The following is a 16758-nucleotide window of genomic DNA, read 5'->3' on the forward strand; positions in this document are numbered from 1 at the left end:
GCGTGGCAAGTGTCGGACTGGGGCGCGGCCCCGGCGCTTTGGATTATTTTGGTCAAAAACAGCATGGGGGCGTCGGGAGGATGTCGTTTTTCTCCCCCCGGCGGCGGAAATCGCGCGAATTGGGGCGGGGGGATACGTTAAGAGAAGGAAATTTCTGAGTAAGGGTCATATCATGGCGGAATCAGCACGGCGCGGACGGACACGGGGTGGCGGCGGTGCAGCGCGCCGGGCGGAGCGCACGGCGGTCTCTTTCGAAACCGCGCGCTTTATCGAACGCAACATTCCAAACTTCGAAGTGTTGAACGAGGAAGCGCTGCAGATCATCGAGCGCAACGCGGATATCATCCTCGAAGAAGTGGGTGTCAATTTCCCCGAAAACCCCGAAGCCCTGCAGATGTGGCGCGATGCGGGGGCGGATGTGCGCGGCGAACGGGTGCATATCCCCAAAGGTCTGGCCCGCAAGCTCTGTGCCACGGCACCGTCCAGCTTTACCCAGCATGCGCGCAACCCCGAGCGCAATGTCGAGGTCGGTGGCCGCAATCTGGTGCTGGCACCGGTCTATGGCCCGCCCTTCGTGCGCGATGCGGCCGGCGGACGGCGCTATGCCACCATGGCGGATTTCAACAAGTTCGTGAAACTGGCCTATATGTCCAAGTGGCTGCACCATTCGGGCGGCACGGTCTGCGAGCCGACGGATATTCCCGTCAACAAGCGGCACCTGGACATGCTGCATGCCCATATGACGCTGAGCGACAAGCCCTTCATGGGATCGGTGACCGAACCCAGCCGCGCGCAGGATTCGGTGGATATGTGCGGGCTGCTCTTTGGTGAGGATTTCGTTCAGCAGAACACGGTGATGACCTCGCTGATCAACATCAACTCGCCGATGACCTTCGACGATGTGATGATGGGTGCGCTCAAGGTCTATGCCGAGAACAACCAGGCCTGCATCATCTCGCCCTTCATCGTGGGCGGTGCGATGGCGCCGACAACCGTGGCCGGGACCCTGACGCAGGTGCTGGCGGAAACCCTGGCCGGTGTCGCCTACAGCCAGCTGTGCCGTGCCGGTGCGCCGATTGTCATGGGGGCCTTCGTGACCTCGATCGACATGAACTCGGGCGCGCCCACCTTCGGCACGCCGGAGGCTGCGCATATCACCTATGGCGCGGGGCAGCTTGCTCGGCGGCTGAACCTGCCGTACCGCTCTGCGGGGTCCTTCTGCGGGTCGAAACTGCCTGACGCGCAGGCCGCCTATGAGACGGCGAACAGCCTGAACATGGGCCTGCTGTCCGGTGTGAACTTCATGTTGCACTCCTGCGGCTGGCTGGAGGGGGGGCTTGTGGCCTCCTTCGAGAAATTCGTGATGGATGCGGATCAGCTGGGCATTCTGCATCATTTTGCCAAGGGCGTCTCCATGGACGAGAACGGTCAGGCGATGGATGCGATCCGCGAGGTTGGCCCCGGCGGGCATTACCTGGGCTGCGCGCATACGCAGGCCAACTTCAAATCGGCCTTCTGGAAATCCGATCTGCTGGACTACAAGCCCTTCGAGACATGGGAAGACGAAGGCGCGCGCGACACCACGCAGCTGGCCACGATCCGGGTGGAGAAGATGCTGGCGGATTACCAGCAGCCGGCGCTGGACCCGGCGATCCGCGAAGCGCTGGATGCCTATGTGGCGCGCAAGAAGTCCGAAGCGCCCGACAGCTTCATGTAAGGCTGCAGCCGGGCCGGTTGTTCCGGTCTGGCAGCATGGATGACCCGGCCGCCGCCCCGGTGGCGGCCCATTTACCCGTCACGTCACGCTGCGGGGCGCTGCATTGACCGCGCGCAGCACCCGCGCCTCACCCACCATGGCAATCAGCACGTCGATGTGCCGGATCAGGCTGTAGCCCGCATCCGCGCGCTTGCGTTCATCCTCCAGCACGGCCTCGATCTCCATCAGGCGCAGCAGGGCTGCGCTGTGGCGGGGCAGCACGCCATAGCCCAGCAGCCGGGGCAGATGGCTGGAGCGGCGGTAGTTTTCCGCCCCGATGCGCGCGGCGCGCATCATCAGTTGCGGGCGGTGCAGGGCGCTCAGCATGGAAAAGATATCTTGCATGGCAGTGGTCCTTTTCTGGTCGGGATGGCGGAATCGCTGCCTCCGTTTTGCCACAACTCACGCGGGTGTTGCGCCCTCCCGGAGAGGGACGTGCGGCGCCTTCACCAGTGTTTAGACTTTCGAAACAATGATTGAGAAACCGAAAAAGTTTTAACGATCAGGTAACCAGTGCACCCATAGGTTGCGATTTGTCCACCTGTGGATAACTCGTCAACCTACGGAAACAACAATGTAAAATAGAGTGGTACGCGTTTTGTCAGCTAAGAGTGCTCATCAACCGTTAAGCCTGCCGGACTGGGTGCCGGAAGGCGCAATTCATTATCTGGCCCATACGGAGCAGGGACGACCGATGCGGGAACTCGCCCGAAGTGCGGGATGTCACGCTTCCACAATCATGCGTCAGATTCGCCGGATCGAGACCCGTCGGGACGATCCGCTGGTGGATGCCGCATTGCAACGCCTGGGCGCGGAACGCCGACCGACCGGTGCCGGGAAAAACGCCTTAAAGGAGGAACTGCCAATGGCCCAGCCCGCCCACAAATCCGTCCCCGACGAAGCCGCGCTGACACAGGAGGCGATGCGGATCCTGCCCAGGCTGTGCGAAACCGGCGCGGTGCTGGCCATCGCGGCAGACATGGAAAAGGCCGTGGTGGTGCGCGATACCGCATCGGGGGGCAGCACCCGGACCGCTGTGGTGGATGCCGCGGTGGCACAGGCCATGGCGTTGAAGGACTGGATCGCCCCCTCCAATTCCGGGCGCATCATCCGCTATCACATCACCACCGCGGGCCGCAGCGCGCTGGGGGGGATGATCGGGGCAGAGGGGGGCATGCCGCGTGGCACCCAGGGCTTTGCCGAAGCCCAGACCGGATTTGACGGCGCTGACGCGGGCTGGCGGGACGACAGCGGTGAGGCCGCATGCAGCCACCGCCAGAAAATGCGCTATTCACTGGCCGAAAGCCCGCTGATCGCCTTGTCGCGGCGCAAGGACAAGAGCGGAAAGCCCTTCCTGAGCGATGCGCTGGTCCATGCAGGCGAACGTCTGCGCGAGGATTTCGAACTGGCGCAGATGGGCACGCGGGTGACCCAGAACTGGCAGGGTTTCCTGACCGCGGGCACGCAAGGCGGCACTTGCGGGACCCGTGCGATGCCGGACAGTGCCGGGGCCGCGCAGGCACGGGTGACGGCGGCGTTGCGCTATCTCGGGCCGGGCCTGTCGGATGTGGCGCTGCGGTGCTGTTGTTATCTCGAAGGGCTGGAGACCACGGAAAAACGTCTGGGCTGGTCGGCGCGGTCCGGCAAGATCGTGTTGCGCATCGCGCTGATGCGCCTGAAGCGGCATTATGACGAAACCATCGGCCCGGGTGGTCCGATGATCGGATAGCATCGCACGGGTGCAAGGCAGCATTGCGCGGCTTGGGCTTTTGTTGGCGCAAAGTTGTGTTACATAGATCGCAAGCAATGTGAGGTCCCCATGCGCGATCTGAAAATCCCCGAACAGCGCCACCCTGAAAAGGCGCGCAAGCCCGACAATGCCCAGCCCAAGAAACCGGACTGGATCAGGGTCAAGGCCCCCGGCGGCAAGGGATATGCCGAAACCGCGAAGATCATGCGCGACAACAAGCTGACCACGGTCTGCGAAGAGGCGGGCTGCCCCAATGTCGGCGAATGCTGGAGCCAGGGCCACGCCACCATGATGATCATGGGTGAAGTCTGCACCCGCGCCTGCACCTTCTGCAACATCGCCACCGGCAAGCCGCCCGAGGCGCTGGATGTGTTCGAGCCGGGCCGGGTGGCCGATGCGGTGGCCAAGCTGGGGCTGAACCATGTGGTCATCACCTCTGTCGACCGCGACGATGTGGCGGACGGCGGGGCGGAGCATTTTGCCCAGACCATCCGCGCCATCCGCAAGCGCAGCCCCGGGACCACGATCGAGATTCTGACACCGGATTTCATCCGCGCCGATCCCAAGGTGCTGGAAGTGGTGGTCGAGGCGCGTCCCGATGTGTTCAACCACAACCTCGAAACCGTGCCGGGCCTTTATCCGGAGGTCCGCCCCGGCGCGCGTTACTTCCACTCCCTGCGCCTGTTGCAGCGGGTGAAGGAGCTGGACCGCTCGATGTTTACCAAATCGGGCATCATGGTGGGGCTGGGCGAGGATCGGCAATCTGTCATTCAGGTGATGGAGGACATGCGCGCCGCGGACATCGATTTCCTGACCATCGGCCAGTATCTGCAGCCGACGCCGAAACACCACCGCGTCGACCGTTTTGTGCATCCGGACGAATTTGCAGCCTATGAAAAGGCGGCCTATGGCAAGGGGTTCCTGATGGTTTCCGCCACGCCGCTGACCCGCTCGTCCTATCACGCGGGCGATGATTTCACCCGCCTGCGCGAAGCGCGCAACCGCAAGCTGGGGCTGGCCTGATTTCAACGAAAACCGGAAGTGTTTCAGCCGCTGACGAAATAATGCACCGCCGCCCGCTGGAACGGCGGGACCGCGGCGACCAGTTTCATCACCCAGGGCATGACCATCCGGCGCAGCGGGCTTTTTGACTGCACCGCCTTGCGCACGGTCTCGCTGAAGGCCAGCACATGTGCCCCTTCCGCATGGCGCGCGGCGTGGTAGCCGGCAAGGCCCCCGTCAACCAGCCGCCCGGCAAGGTCGGCGGCATCCGCGATGCCGAGGTTCATGCCGCGCCCGCCTGCCGGGGAATGGCAATGTGCGGCATCCCCGGCGAGACAGACGCGGCCCACCGCATAATCCGTCACCTGCCGCACCGAGATGGTGAAAGCGCCGCTGCGGCGGATGTTGGTCACGTTCATCGGCACCGGCAAGGCGGCAAGCGCATCGGGCCGGCTTGCGATCACCCGGAAGCGCGCAGCCTCCAGCGGGGCGACGATGCAGATGTCGCCATGGGGCAGCAGGAAGCCCTGAAAGCACTGCGGATCACGCCAGTCCGGGCTTTCCACATCGGCGATGGACCATTGGCCCGGCAGGTCGAAGCCGGGAAATTCCAGCCCCAGCGCCTTGCGCACGGCGCTGTGGGCCCCGTCGGCACCGATCACATGGTCGAAGGGTGATTCTGTTCCGCCCATCTGCACGCGTGCGCATGTTTCATCCTGGGTCAGCCCCTCGAACGGCGTGTCATATTCGACCTTGCCACCATACCGGGCAAAGGCGCGGGCCAGGAAATGCTCCGTCCGGTCCTGGGGAAGTCCGTAGAGCCGGGATTTGTCATCGAAGTTCAGGGCAAGTTTCGCGATCCTGCGGGGGCCTGAGTGAAAGGCGACGCCGTCAAAACAGACCGCTTCCTTGCGGATCTCCTCCGCCGCGCCGGAGGGGGTCAGAATATCCATCGTGCGCTGCTGGATGCCGACGGCCCGGCTCAGGTTCGAGGGGCCGGACCTTTTGTCGATGATTTGCGGCATGACGCCCCGGCGCGCCAGTTCCACGGCTGCTGTCAGGCCGGTGGGACCGGCCCCCACGATCAGAATCTTCATGACCGCCTCCTGCTGATGCTGTTCAGAAACTGGCCACAATCCGATGTGAAAAACAAGGAGGCCAGACACGGCTCAGGCGGCACTACAACTTGTCCCCCTTTCTTTTTGGCCAGAAATATCCATCCCGCACTCTCACCATGCGGGACGGCCGCGTCAGGGCAGCGCCTTGAGATAGGCCGCTATCGCCGCCCGGTCGCCTTCGGGCAGTTGCGACATGTTGTCCACCACCGATGCCATGGTGCCGCCGACGCTGTCGAAATCCGGGGTCAGACCGCTTTCCAGGTAATAGGCGATGTCATCAGCCGACCAGTCCAGACCGGCGGGTGTGATGTTGGGGATACGCCCCTTGCCGGAGGGGTTGGGCGCGCCACTCAGCCAGGCATCGCGCTGCAACCCGCCGAAAGGCCCGCGCGGCGTGTGGCATTCGGCGCAATGGCCCAGAGCCTCGACCAGGTAGCGCCCCTGTGTCACCTGCTCCGACATCTCGCCGGTCATCACGAAACTATCGTCCAGATAGAGCAATTTCCACAGGCCCAGGCCGCGCCGGATGTTGAAGGGGAAACCCACCTCATGCCGTTTGCTGGGTGTGTCCGACACCGGCAGGGTCTGCATATAGGCAAACAGATCCGCCACATCGGTGTCTTCCATGTGGATATAGGTCGTATAGGGGAAGGCGGGGTAATAGTGCCGCCCGTCGGGCGAGACCCCCCGGGTGACCGCGCGGGCGAAACCGGGCAGATCCCATCCGCCGATGCCTTCCGGCCCGGGCGAGATGTTGGGGGCGTGGAAGGTGCCGAAATCGCTGGCGAACCCTTCGCCGCCCGCGAGGGTCAGCTTGTCGTCACTTCCGGGTGCGGCATGACAGGAGGCACAGCCGCCCGCGTGAAAGATGCGCGCGCCGTTTTCCGCATCCGCCACATGCCCGCCGGCAAAATCGGCATCAAGCGGGGCAGGGCGCGTCAGCACCCAGAACACCCCAAGGCCAATCACTGCCAGCAGGCAGATCGCAATCAGAAAACGGCGCAACATTCAGATCCGGTGATCAGTTTTCGGGGCCGCGATAGGTTTCGTGGCAGGCCTTGCAGGCGCCGCCAAGATCGCCCATCCCGGCGCCCACGGCTGCCGCATCCGATGCGCCGACCAGCGCGCTGGCGGCTGTTTCCAGCTTTTCAAAGGCGGCACCGAAACCTTCCGGATCGCTCCAGATTTCGGGTTTGGCGCGGGAATCGGCGGCGGCACCCTGTTCGGTGCCCTCGATCCACAGCGTTGCCCGGTCCATCGCGGCCAGAGAGGCGATGTTCATGGCTGCGGCGTCGACCATGGCGGAATCATAGTCCATTTCGCCCTTGGCGATCCCGCCCAGGATGCCGGTGTGATAGGCGATCATCTGCATCATCGCATGGCGCGCCTCCACGCTCTTGTTTTCGCCGCCCCCGTGGCTGGCGGCAAAGCCCGCCGTTGCGATCACACCGCAGACAATCGCGGTGACGGTCCGGGTGGTGAAGCTCTTCTGCATGGGTTGATCTCCGTGTCTGAATGGCAAAAGTGAAATTTAACAGGTTCTTGCCGCAGCATGCCACGGACCATGGAAGCTGCCAAAAACATTTTCGTGATCGGCGGAAACATCCCGTGGCGCGGGTCAGAACCGGCGCGGCACACGTTCTGTCGTGGCCCAGTCGGGCCACCATCCCATCCATTGGATCCCGGCGATGAGCAGCGCCAGCGCAATGACCGCAAAGACCAGTATCACCCGTTTGACCGAGGGCGGGTGATGCGCCCATTTCGCCATGCGCAAGAGCCAGATCGGGTTCATGTGAAACGGACCTTTCCGATGAAGGGCAGGTTGCGGTTGCGCTGAGCATAATCGATGCCATAGCCCACGACAAATTCATCCGGAATCTCGAAGCCGGTCCAATCCGCCTTCATGTCCACCTCGCGGCGGCTGGGCTTGTCCAGCAGCGCGATGGTTTTCAGCCGGGCAGGTTCGCGCGATTTCAGCAGGTTGGTGACATGGTGCAGCGTATGGCCGGTGTCCACGATATCCTCGACCACCAGCACGTCACGGCCTTCGATGGCGCCGCGCAGGTCCTTGAGAATGCGCACCTCGCGGCTGCTTTCCGTGCCGTCGCCATAGCTGGAGGCCTCAAGGAAATCGACCTCGATCGGCAGGTCCAGCTCGCGCACCAGATCGGCGATGAACACGAAGGAGCCGCGCAGCAGCCCCACCACCACCAGTTTGTCGGTGCCGTCGAATTCATCATGGATCGCGCGGCACAGCGCTTCGATCCGGGCGGCAATCGCCTTGGCCGAGATCATTTCATCAATCACATAGCGACGATCTGTCATGACCATTGGCCCTTGATTTCATGGCGTTTACCGGAGACATAGGGCTAACCCGAGCAGACCCGGAACGCAATGCCGACCCATTCAGAGACCAAAGAGCTGCCCTATACCGCGCAACAGATGTACGATCTGGTGGCGGATGTGGGCAAGTACCCAGAATTCCTGCCCTGGACGGCGGCCGCGCGCATCCGCAGCGATGAACGGATCGGCGACCATCGCGTGATGGATGCCGATCTGGTGATCAGCTTCAAGGTGTTCCGCGAGCGATTCACCAGCCGCGTGACGCTCTGGCCCGATCAGATGAAGATCGACACCGAATATCTGGACGGCCCGTTCAAATACTTGCTGTCGAACTGGCGGTTCGAGGATGCGCCACAGGGCTGCAAGGTGCATTTCCACGTCGATTTCGAATTCCGCAACCGGATTTTGCAGGGCATCATCGGCGTTGTCTTCAACGAGGCCATGCTGCGGGTGGTGAAAGCCTTTGAAAAACGGGCAGAGGCGCTTTACGGATCGGGTGCATGAGCACCATCACCGACCAGCTGATCCGTTTCCGCAAGGCAGAGGTTCCGGCCGAGGCCGCCGTGATGATGCGCCTGTCGCTGTTCGACTGGGCCGCCTGTGGCATTGCCGGGGCGCAGGCCGGTGAATTCGACGATTTTTCCGCTGCGCAACGTGCGATGGGCACCGGGCAGGCGCAGATCTTTGGCGGGGGCACGGCCACGGCACCCCTGGCCGCGCTGGTCAACGGCACACTGTCCCATGCGCTGGATTACGACGACACGCATTTCGCCCATATCGGCCATCCTTCGGTTGCGGTGCTGCCCGCGGTTCTGGCACTGGCCCAGGAGCTGCGCGCGCCGCTGGACGAGGTGGTCGATGCCGCGACGCTGGGGGTTGAAGCCTCGATTCTCGTGGGGCTCTGGCTGGGGCGCAGCCATTATCAGGTGGGCTATCATCAGACCGCCACGGCGGGGGCCTTCGGCGCGGTCATGGGCTGCGCGCGGCTGCTGGAGTTGGACAAACGCCAGTTGCGGGCGGCGCTTGGCCTTTGCGCCAGCATGGCCTCGGGGCTGAAATCGCAGTTCGGCACCATGGCGAAGCCGCTGAATGCCGGTCTGGCCGCCCGCACCGGGGTGGAGGCGACGCTTTGGGCGCAGGCCGGGATGACGGCGGCAGAGGATGGGCTGGCAGGCCCGCTGGGATTTGGCCCCACCCATCACGGCGAGGCGGCAGAGGTCAGCGCGCCGAGGGGCAGCTGGCGGATCACGGAAATCAGCCACAAGTTTCACGCCTGCTGCCACGGGCTGCATGCGATGCTTGAGGCGCTGCGCGGTGCCGATCTGGATCTTGAGGCGGTGGAGAGCATCCACATCCGCACAAATCCGCGCTGGATGAGCGTGTGCAACATCGACGCACCGACCACGGGTCTGGCGGCCAAGTTCAGCTATGCCCAGACCTGTGCCATGGCGCTTCTGGGCCATGACACCGGCGGCATTGCCAATTTCACCGACGAGATCACCAAAGACCTGGAGATCGTCGCGCTGCGCGACAAAATCCGCGTCAGCGAAGAGGCGCGCCTGTCAGAAACCCAGTCCGAGGTTGCCGTCTCTTTCACCGGCGGCGCGATGCGGCGGCTGAAGCATGACCTGTCGGCGCCGATGCCGCTGGAGGTCCGCGCGGCGAAACTGCAGGACAAGGCGGTGGCCCTGCTGGGCGAGGACCACGCCGAGGCGCTGTGGCTGGCGGCGCAGGGCGATGACCTTGACGCCTTCATGGATCAGCTGGTCAGGTCGTAGGCCCGCTCCCCGTGGCTGGAGAGGTCCAGCCCGTTTGATTCCGCTTCCGCATCCACCCGCATCGGCACGATGGCGCGGCAGGCATAGGCGATGACCAGTGTCACGACCGTGGTGAAGATGCCGACGATGGCCAGCGATCCCAGCTGTGCGGCCCAGGTGCCTGCACCCAGTGCCGCGATCATCACCGTGCCGAAGATCCCGCCGACGCCGTGGACCGCAAAGACATCCAGCGTGTCATCGACCTTCAGCTTGTTGCGCACCAGCGTGACCGCCTCCTGACACAGCACGCCGGCAATGGCGCCGATCAGCAGCGCGGCCCAGGGCCCCACGAAACCCGATGCCGGGGTGATCGAGGCGAGGCCGGCAATGGTGCCGGTCACCAGACCCACCAGCGAGGCCTTGCCGAACTTGATCCTTTCCCAGAGCGCCCAGGTGAGCGAGGCGGTGGCGGCGGAGATGTGGGTCACGGTGATCGCCATGGCCGCGCCCCCGTCGGCGGCCAGCTGCGAGCCGCCGTTGAAGCCGAACCAGCCGACCCAGAGCATCGCGGCCCCGATCATCACCATCCCCGGATTGTGCGGCGGTTTGCTGTGGTCGCGGCGCGCGCCCAGCATGATCGCCAGGATCAGCGCCGCGATCCCGGCGGTCTCATGGACCACGATGCCGCCCGCGAAATCGCGCACCCCCGTCTCGCCAAAGATGCCGCCGTCGGCCAGCATCCCGCCGCCCCAGATCCAATGCACCACCGGCGCATAGCACAGCAGCATCCACAGGCCCGAGAACAGCAGCAGGAAGGCGAAATTGATCCGCTCCACATAGGCGCCGACGATCAGGGCGGGGGTGATGATGGCGAATGTCATCTGAAAGGCAAAGAACAGGATTTCCGGCAGGGTGCCGCTGAGGCTGTCGATGGTGATCCCGCTCAGCCCGGCCTTGTCCAGCCCGCCCCAGATGCCCCCGGTGCCAGGACCAAAGGCGATACTATAGCCCAGCAGGAACCACAGCACCGACATCAGGCAGGCGATGGCATAGCAATGCATGAAGACACTGAGCACGTTGCGCGCGCGCACCAGCCCGCCATAGAACAGGGCAAGCCCCGGTAGGGTCATGAAAAGGACCAGCGCGGTTGCGGTCATGATCCAGGCGGAATCAGCGGCATTCATAGGGTGTCTCCGGGTCAGCGTCAGGGTTGCCGCACCTTGGGCAAGCGGAACGCCCGGAAAAGACTCAACATGCCTATTTTGGCATCTTTTTTGAAAATGCCGATAATTTGGGCGGCTGCAGGGGTGTTTTGCCCGGTATCAGGGCAGGCTGAAAAGTCCCTGCACCAGCAGCGTCAGGGCATGGTCGCGGGCAGCGGTGCGCACCCGGCTGCGGCCCATGGCGCCGAATTCCTGGGTAGTGGCCCAAAGCTGATCGCCCGCCGCGAGGCCGAAACAGACGCGGCCCTCGGGCTTGTGCTCGGACCCGCCGGGGCCTGCGATCCCGGTGATGGAGACGGCCACCTGGGCCCCGGAATGTGCCAGCGCGCCTGTTGCCATTTCGCGCGCGACCTCTTCTGAGACTGCGCCGAACATCTGCAGGCTGCTGGGGCGCACACCCAGCATCTTCATCTTGGCGGCATTGGTATAGGTGACGAAGCCGCTGTCGAACATCACCGAGGATCCGGGCACTTCGGTCAGCGCGGCAGCGACCAGCCCGCCGGTGCAGCTTTCGGCGCAGGAGACCAGGACGCCTTTTTTCTGTGCCAGTTCAATAATCTGCGCTGCAATGCTCATGTCAGAACCCCGTGGTAGAGACCGGCCAGAACCATCACGCCCAGGGCTGCAAAAATGCCTGCGATCACATCGTCCAGCATCACCCCCAGCGCATCGCCGCGCCTGTCGGCCCATCCAACCAGCCAGGGTTTCCAGATGTCGAAGAGACGGAAGAGAAGAAATGCGGCGATCCAGCCGGGCCACATCACCAGCATATCCAACCCGCGTGTCCAGGCGGCATAGGACAGGGGCAAAAGGGCAATCCACTGGCCCACGACCTCATCCACGACGATTTCGGAAGGGTCGTGATCATCGCTGCCTGCCGTCATCTTCGCCGTGGCCCACCAGCCCTTGGCGAAACCCGCGACAACCGCCAGCACCAGCAGGGGAAAACCGCCGAGAACATGCAGCAGCCAACCCCAGGGCAGCGCCACAAGCGAACCCCATGTGCCGGGGGCGGGGCGGATGTAGCCGACGCCAAAAACGGTTCCGATCATCTTTGCGATATTCATGATTTCACCAATGTTGCCGTGGCCATACAGGCGATCCCCTCGCCGCGTCCGGTGAAGCCCAGCCGCTCCGAGGTGGTGGCCTTGACCGAAACACGCTCAACCTCCAGCCCCAGCAGCCCTGCCATGACGCGGCGCATTTCCGGGGCATGGGGGCCGATCTTGGGCTGTTCGCAGATCAGGGTGCAATCCACATGGGTGATCGCGAATCCGGCCTGGGCGGCAAGCCCGGCCGCATGGCGCAGGAAAACCTCGCTGGCGGCGCCTTTCCACTGCGGATCCGAGGGCGGGAAATGCTGGCCGATGTCGCCCATGGCCAGCGCGCCATAGATCGCATCGGTCACCGTATGCATCCCCACATCCGCATCCGAATGGCCCACAAGGCCCTGATCATGCGGGATGCGCAGGCCGCAGAGCGTCACATGATCGCCGGGGCCAAAGGCATGAACGTCAAATCCGTTGCCTGTTCTGATGTCCATCCGGGCCTCCAGTATCCGCGCCGCGCGGGCGAAATCGCCGGGCGTCGTGATCTTCATGTTATCGGCGTCGCCGGGGGTGATGGCAACCACAATGCCTGCCGCCCGTGCCACCGCCACATCATCCGCCGCCGGGCCGTCATATGCCGCATGGGCGGCGCGGATCACGGGCAAGTCAAAGCCCTGCGGCGTCTGGGCGGCAAAAAGCCCTTCGCGGTCCTGAGTGCCGGTGACACGCTGCGCGCCGCCCTGCCACAGCGCATCTGTGACCGGCAGGCCGGGGGCGGCGGCGGCGTGATGCTCCAGCGCCGCGATCACCTCTGTGATGACCTGTTGCGGGACGCAGCAGCGCGCCGCATCATGGATCAGGACCTTGCCGCTTTCGGGCAGGAGTGCGAGCCCCGCGCGTACCGATGCGGCCCGGTCCGACCCGCCTGCGGCCACCGCGATGCCCGCCTCCCGGAACGGTGCGGCCTTGTCCAGGTCATCGGGATGCAGCACCAGCGCAATGGTATCGACGGCAGGATGCGCCCGGAATGCGGCGATGGTATGGGCCAGCACGCTGCGCCCCGCGACCCGCTGCCATTGCTTGGGCAGATCGCCCCCGGCGCGGGTGCCGCGCCCGGCCGCCACGATAAGGGCGCAAATGGTCATGAAGGGCTCTGATCGTGCATGAAACCTGTCTAGGCAATGTGGCCTGAAGGCGCAATCGTCCAGGTGCGCTGCCTAAATATTAGGCATTTCGGGCTGTACTGTGGTATGGGGGGGCGATAATTCATTGAGGTATCAGGGGGGTAACGATAGACCTGACCCAAGCGCACAAGGATTAAGCATGTGACCGCGACACGCCTGCCAAATGACCTCTTTCCTCCGGTGTTCCTCGCCCCGATGGCCGGAATCACCGATCTGCCCTACCGGACGCTGGTGGCGCGCTTTGGCGCGGGGCTGGTCGTGTCAGAGATGGTCGCCAGCCAGGAATTGCTGTCGCGCCGCCCCGGCACCCGCGAAAAGGCCGAACTGGGCCTTGGCGTCGAAGGCACCGCCGTGCAGATCGCTGGCCGCGAGGCGGCACCGATGGCGGAGGCCGCGCGCATGATCGCGGGGCAGGGCGCGCGGATCATCGACATCAACATGGGCTGCCCGGCCAAGAAGGTGACGCAGGGGGCGTCCGGCTCCGCCCTGATGAAAACCCCGGATCACGCCCTGCGCCTGATCGAGGCGGTGGTGGCGGCGGTGGACGTGCCGGTCACGCTCAAGACCCGGCTGGGCTGGGACGACGAGATGCTGAATGCGGCGGACATCGCGCGCCGCGCCGAGGCGGCAGGCATCTGCATGATCACCATCCACGGCCGCACCCGCTGCCAGTTCTACAAGGGGCGGGCCAACTGGCGCGCGATCCGCCGGGTGAAGGACGCGGTGGAGATCCCGGTGATTGCCAATGGCGACATCACCAGCCCGCGTGCCGCGCGCAGGGCGCTGGACCATTCCGGCGCGGATGGGGTGATGGTCGGGCGCGGGGCGCAGGGGCGGCCCTGGCTGCTGGCACAGGTTTCCCATGCGCTTTACGGCACCCCGGAACCGCGGGTGCCGCAGGGCAAGGGCTTTGCCGACATGGTTGAGGAACACTATGAGGCGATGCTTGGCTTTTACGGCGTTGAACTGGGGGCGCGTGTCGCCCGCAAACATCTTGGCTGGTACATGGATACCGCTGGCACCCCGGCGGAACTGCGCCGCGCGGTGCTGACCGGGGCGACACCGGGCCAGACCGTCAAACTGCTGCGCGAGGCGATGACTGCCGACCGCGCATTGGTGGCCGCATGAGCATGGACCGCCAGATCTGGGCCTCTTTGCCGATCCCCAGTTTCGTGATCGCGCCCGACAACAGGATCGACGCGATGAACCCCGCCGCCGAAGGCTTTCTCAACGCCTCTGCCAAACATGTGAAGGGCAGCCCGGTGTGGGACATGATCGCCGTCGACGATCCGCTGGAAGAAGCCTTTGAGCGTGCGCGAGAGAGCAACACGCCTTTGTTCGTCAATGACATCGACGTGGGATCGGGCCAGCGCGCGCCGCTGAAATCCTCGCTCCAGATCGCGCCGCTGTCGGGGCGTGCGGGCTTTATGCTGATGATGATCAGCCCGCGCGAACTGGCCGGGCGCATGACCCAGAGCCATTCCGTCAAATCCGCCGCGAAATCCGCCATCGGCATGGCCGAGATGCTGGCCCATGAGATCAAGAACCCGCTGGCGGGCATCACCGGGGCGGCGCAGCTTTTGTCGATGAACCTGAACGCGGATGAGCTGGAACTGACCGATCTGATTGTCGCGGAAAGCCGCCGCATCGTGAAGCTGCTGGAGCAGGTGGAGCAATTCGGCAATCTGACCGAGCCGGTGCGCAAGCCCGTGAACCTGCATGACGTGCTGGACCGCGCCCGGCGCTCCGCGCTGCTGGGCTTTGGCGCGCAGATGAAGATCATCGAGGATTACGACCCCTCGCTGCCGCCCGCGCTGGGGGACAAGGACCAGTTGCTGCAGGTGGTGCTGAACCTGCTCAAGAACGCCTCGGAAGCCGCCGGAGAGGGGGGCGGGACGATCCGCCTGCACACCTATTTCGAACATTCCTTCCGCCTGCGCCGCGCCGATGGCTCCGGCCAGTCGCTGCCCCTGCAGATCGAGGTGATCGACGATGGTCCGGGCCTGCCCGACCACATCAGGTCGGTGATCTTTGATCCCTTCGTATCCGGGCGCGAGAACGGCACCGGGCTGGGGCTGGCGCTGGTCAGCAAGATCATTTCCGAACACGACGGCTGGATCTCGGTGGACAGCACACCGGGGCGCACCGTCTTTCGCATATCGTTATCCCGCGCCCCGGCGCATCAAGAGGAGATATAAGACATGGATGGTACCGTACTGGTCGCCGATGACGACCGCACGATCCGCACCGTGCTGACACAGGCCCTGACCCGCGCGGGATGCAAGGTGCATGCCACCTCAAGCCTGACGACGCTGATGCGCTGGGTCGGTGAGGGCAAGGGCGACGTGGTGATCACCGATGTGGCCATGCCCGATGGCAACGGTCTGGAGATGCTGCCGAAAATCTCGCAGGACAGGCCGGATATGCCGGTGATCGTGATTTCGGCGCAGAACACCATCATGACCGCGATCAAGGCGGCGGAGGCGGAAGCCTTTGATTACCTGCCCAAACCCTTCGATCTGCCCGATCTGATGAAACGGACCGCCCGGGCGCTGGACCGCAAGGGCGCGACCCGTGCGGCCCCCTCCGGCAAGACCGGCACAGAGGAACGCGACGACCTGCCGCTGGTGGGCCGGACACCGGTGATGCAGGCGCTTTACCGGCTGGTGGCACGGGTGATGAACACGGACCTTCCGGTGCTGATCTGGGGCGAAAGCGGCACCGGCAAATCGCTGATCGGCCGCGCGATTCACGACTTTTCCGACCGCCGTTCGCTGCCTTTCGTGACCGTGACGGGGGCCGATCTGCAAGAGCTTGAAGGCCCCGCGCGGGTGCTGGCGCGGGTGCGTGGCGGCACCCTGCTGATCGACGAGATCGCGGACATCGACCATGAGATTCAGGCCCGCATCGCGCGGATGATGGATGCGCCGGGCGAATATACGCCGCGTTTTCTGGCCACCAGCCAGTCCGACCTTGCCGCCGCGATGAAGGCGGGCACGCTGCGCCGCGATCTTTATTACCGTCTGTCCGGCGCCACGCTGCATGTGCCGGCGCTGCGCGACCGGGTGGAGGACATCGACCTGCTGGCGGCACATTTCCTGGAAAAGGCCGAAGGATCGGTTTCCACCCTGCCGCGTCACCTGTCCGAGGGGGCCTCCAAGGTCTTTGCCAATTATCCCTGGCCCGGCAATGTGCGGCAGCTGGAACATGCGATGCGCCAGCTTGCCCTGACCAGCCGCGCCGCCGAAATCTCACAGGCGGAGGCCGAACAGGTGCTGGGGGCGCAGCCCTCGCCGGAACCCTTGAGCACCCAGGCCAATACGGAGCGGCTGGGCCAAAGCGTGGAACGTCATCTGCGGCGGTATTTTGACCAGCATGGCGCAATGCTGCCACCGCCGGGGCTTTATGCGCGGATCCTGCGCGAAGTGGAGGCCCCGCTGATCGAGATCGCCCTGGGGGCCACCTCGGGGAATCAGGCGAAATGCGCCGATCTGCTGGGCATCAACCGGAACACCCTGCGCAAGAAAATCACCGACCTCGATATTGAGGTGACACGGGGTCGCAAAATGATGTAAA

General features: G+C 64.4%; 18 protein-coding genes. 8 read left to right on the forward strand and 10 right to left on the reverse strand.

Translation table 11 applies throughout. From position 1 onward, the window contains the following. Positions 1-172: 172 nt before the first annotated feature. Positions 173-1717 carry a trimethylamine methyltransferase family protein gene (locus PVW51_RS13160; RefSeq protein ID WP_269361847.1) on the forward strand — a complete coding sequence of 515 codons (1545 nt, stop codon included), beginning with the start codon at positions 173-175 and terminating at the stop codon, positions 1715-1717. 78 nt (positions 1718-1795) lie between these two features. On the opposite strand, the gene PVW51_RS13165 is transcribed toward PVW51_RS13160, so the two are convergent. Then, positions 1796-2101: a DUF6477 family protein gene (locus PVW51_RS13165; protein WP_114277288.1), complete on the reverse strand. Its 306-nt coding sequence runs from the start codon at positions 2099-2101 to the stop codon at positions 1796-1798. Between the two features lie 394 nt (positions 2102-2495). On the opposite strand from PVW51_RS13165, the gene PVW51_RS13170 reads away from it, so the two are divergent. Next, positions 2496-3485 carry a DUF6456 domain-containing protein gene (locus PVW51_RS13170; protein WP_274575491.1) on the forward strand — a complete coding sequence of 330 codons (990 nt, stop codon included), beginning with the start codon at positions 2496-2498 and terminating at the stop codon, positions 3483-3485. A gap of 90 nt (positions 3486-3575) precedes the next feature. Further along, positions 3576-4529, forward strand: a complete 954-nt coding sequence (gene lipA, locus PVW51_RS13175) for a lipoyl synthase (protein WP_274575493.1) — start codon at positions 3576-3578, stop codon at positions 4527-4529. Positions 4530-4552: 23 nt separating this feature from the next. Here lipA and PVW51_RS13180 read toward each other — a convergent pair whose 3' ends face one another. From PVW51_RS13180 to hpt, 5 genes are all read right to left on the reverse strand, one after another. After that, positions 4553-5605, reverse strand: coding sequence for an FAD-dependent oxidoreductase (locus tag PVW51_RS13180; RefSeq protein ID WP_274575495.1), 1053 nt, complete (start codon positions 5603-5605; stop codon positions 4553-4555). A 153-nt stretch (positions 5606-5758) separates the two neighbouring features. After that, the gene (locus PVW51_RS13185) at positions 5759-6631 is read right to left on the reverse strand and encodes a cytochrome c (RefSeq protein WP_274575681.1); all 873 of its coding nucleotides are present in this window, start codon (positions 6629-6631) and stop codon (positions 5759-5761) included. Between the two features lie 16 nt (positions 6632-6647). Further along, positions 6648-7121, reverse strand: coding sequence for a c-type cytochrome (locus tag PVW51_RS13190; protein ID WP_269361872.1), 474 nt, complete (start codon positions 7119-7121; stop codon positions 6648-6650). A gap of 123 nt (positions 7122-7244) precedes the next feature. Beyond that, positions 7245-7418 (reverse strand): hypothetical protein, encoded by a 174-nt coding sequence (locus PVW51_RS13195; RefSeq protein ID WP_205388325.1) that lies wholly within the window; start codon positions 7416-7418, stop codon positions 7245-7247. Next, on the reverse strand, positions 7415-7951 hold the full coding sequence (hpt, locus tag PVW51_RS13200) for a hypoxanthine phosphoribosyltransferase (protein ID WP_114277598.1): 537 nt from the start codon (positions 7949-7951) through the stop codon (positions 7415-7417). Before hpt ends, PVW51_RS13195 begins: the two co-directional genes overlap by 4 nt. Positions 7952-8020: 69 nt before the next feature. Between hpt and PVW51_RS13205 the strand changes: the two genes are divergently transcribed. Further along, entirely contained in the window at positions 8021-8473 is a 453-nt protein-coding gene (locus PVW51_RS13205; protein WP_274575497.1) for a type II toxin-antitoxin system RatA family toxin, read from the forward strand. Then, positions 8470-9747 (forward strand): MmgE/PrpD family protein, encoded by a 1278-nt coding sequence (locus tag PVW51_RS13210; RefSeq protein WP_274575498.1) that lies wholly within the window; start codon positions 8470-8472, stop codon positions 9745-9747. Before PVW51_RS13205 ends, PVW51_RS13210 begins: the two co-directional genes overlap by 4 nt. Here PVW51_RS13210 and PVW51_RS13215 read toward each other — a convergent pair. From PVW51_RS13215 to PVW51_RS13230, 4 genes are all read right to left on the reverse strand, one after another. After that, positions 9729-10910, reverse strand: a complete 1182-nt coding sequence (locus PVW51_RS13215) for an ammonium transporter (RefSeq protein ID WP_274575500.1) — start codon at positions 10908-10910, stop codon at positions 9729-9731. The two genes, PVW51_RS13210 and PVW51_RS13215, sit on opposite strands and share 19 nt — an antisense overlap. Positions 10911-11048: 138 nt before the next feature. Beyond that, positions 11049-11525 (reverse strand): CinA family protein, encoded by a 477-nt coding sequence (locus PVW51_RS13220; protein ID WP_274575502.1) that lies wholly within the window; start codon positions 11523-11525, stop codon positions 11049-11051. Continuing rightward, entirely contained in the window at positions 11522-12016 is a 495-nt protein-coding gene (locus PVW51_RS13225; protein WP_274575503.1) for a phosphatidylglycerophosphatase A family protein, read from the reverse strand. Before PVW51_RS13225 ends, PVW51_RS13220 begins: the two co-directional genes overlap by 4 nt. After that, complete coding sequence (locus PVW51_RS13230; RefSeq protein WP_274575504.1) at positions 12013-13143, reverse strand: bifunctional 2-C-methyl-D-erythritol 4-phosphate cytidylyltransferase/2-C-methyl-D-erythritol 2,4-cyclodiphosphate synthase; 1131 nt, start codon at positions 13141-13143, stop codon at positions 12013-12015. Before PVW51_RS13230 ends, PVW51_RS13225 begins: the two co-directional genes overlap by 4 nt. Positions 13144-13323: 180 nt before the next feature. On the opposite strand from PVW51_RS13230, the gene dusB reads away from it, so the two are divergent. From dusB to PVW51_RS13245, 3 genes are read left to right on the forward strand one after another with little or no spacing between them, the layout of a single operon-like run. Further along, complete coding sequence (dusB, locus tag PVW51_RS13235; protein ID WP_274575505.1) at positions 13324-14310, forward strand: tRNA dihydrouridine synthase DusB; 987 nt, start codon at positions 13324-13326, stop codon at positions 14308-14310. Continuing rightward, positions 14307-15380 (forward strand): two-component system sensor histidine kinase NtrB, encoded by a 1074-nt coding sequence (locus PVW51_RS13240; RefSeq protein WP_274575507.1) that lies wholly within the window; start codon positions 14307-14309, stop codon positions 15378-15380. Before dusB ends, PVW51_RS13240 begins: the two co-directional genes overlap by 4 nt. Before the next feature lie 3 nt (positions 15381-15383). After that, complete coding sequence (locus tag PVW51_RS13245; RefSeq protein WP_269361890.1) at positions 15384-16757, forward strand: response regulator; 1374 nt, start codon at positions 15384-15386, stop codon at positions 16755-16757. The last annotated feature ends 1 nt before the right edge of the window (position 16758 follow it).

The sequence above is a fragment of the Sulfitobacter sp. PR48 genome (genome assembly GCF_028807335.1).
Classification (GTDB): Bacteria; Pseudomonadota; Alphaproteobacteria; order Rhodobacterales; family Rhodobacteraceae; genus Sulfitobacter.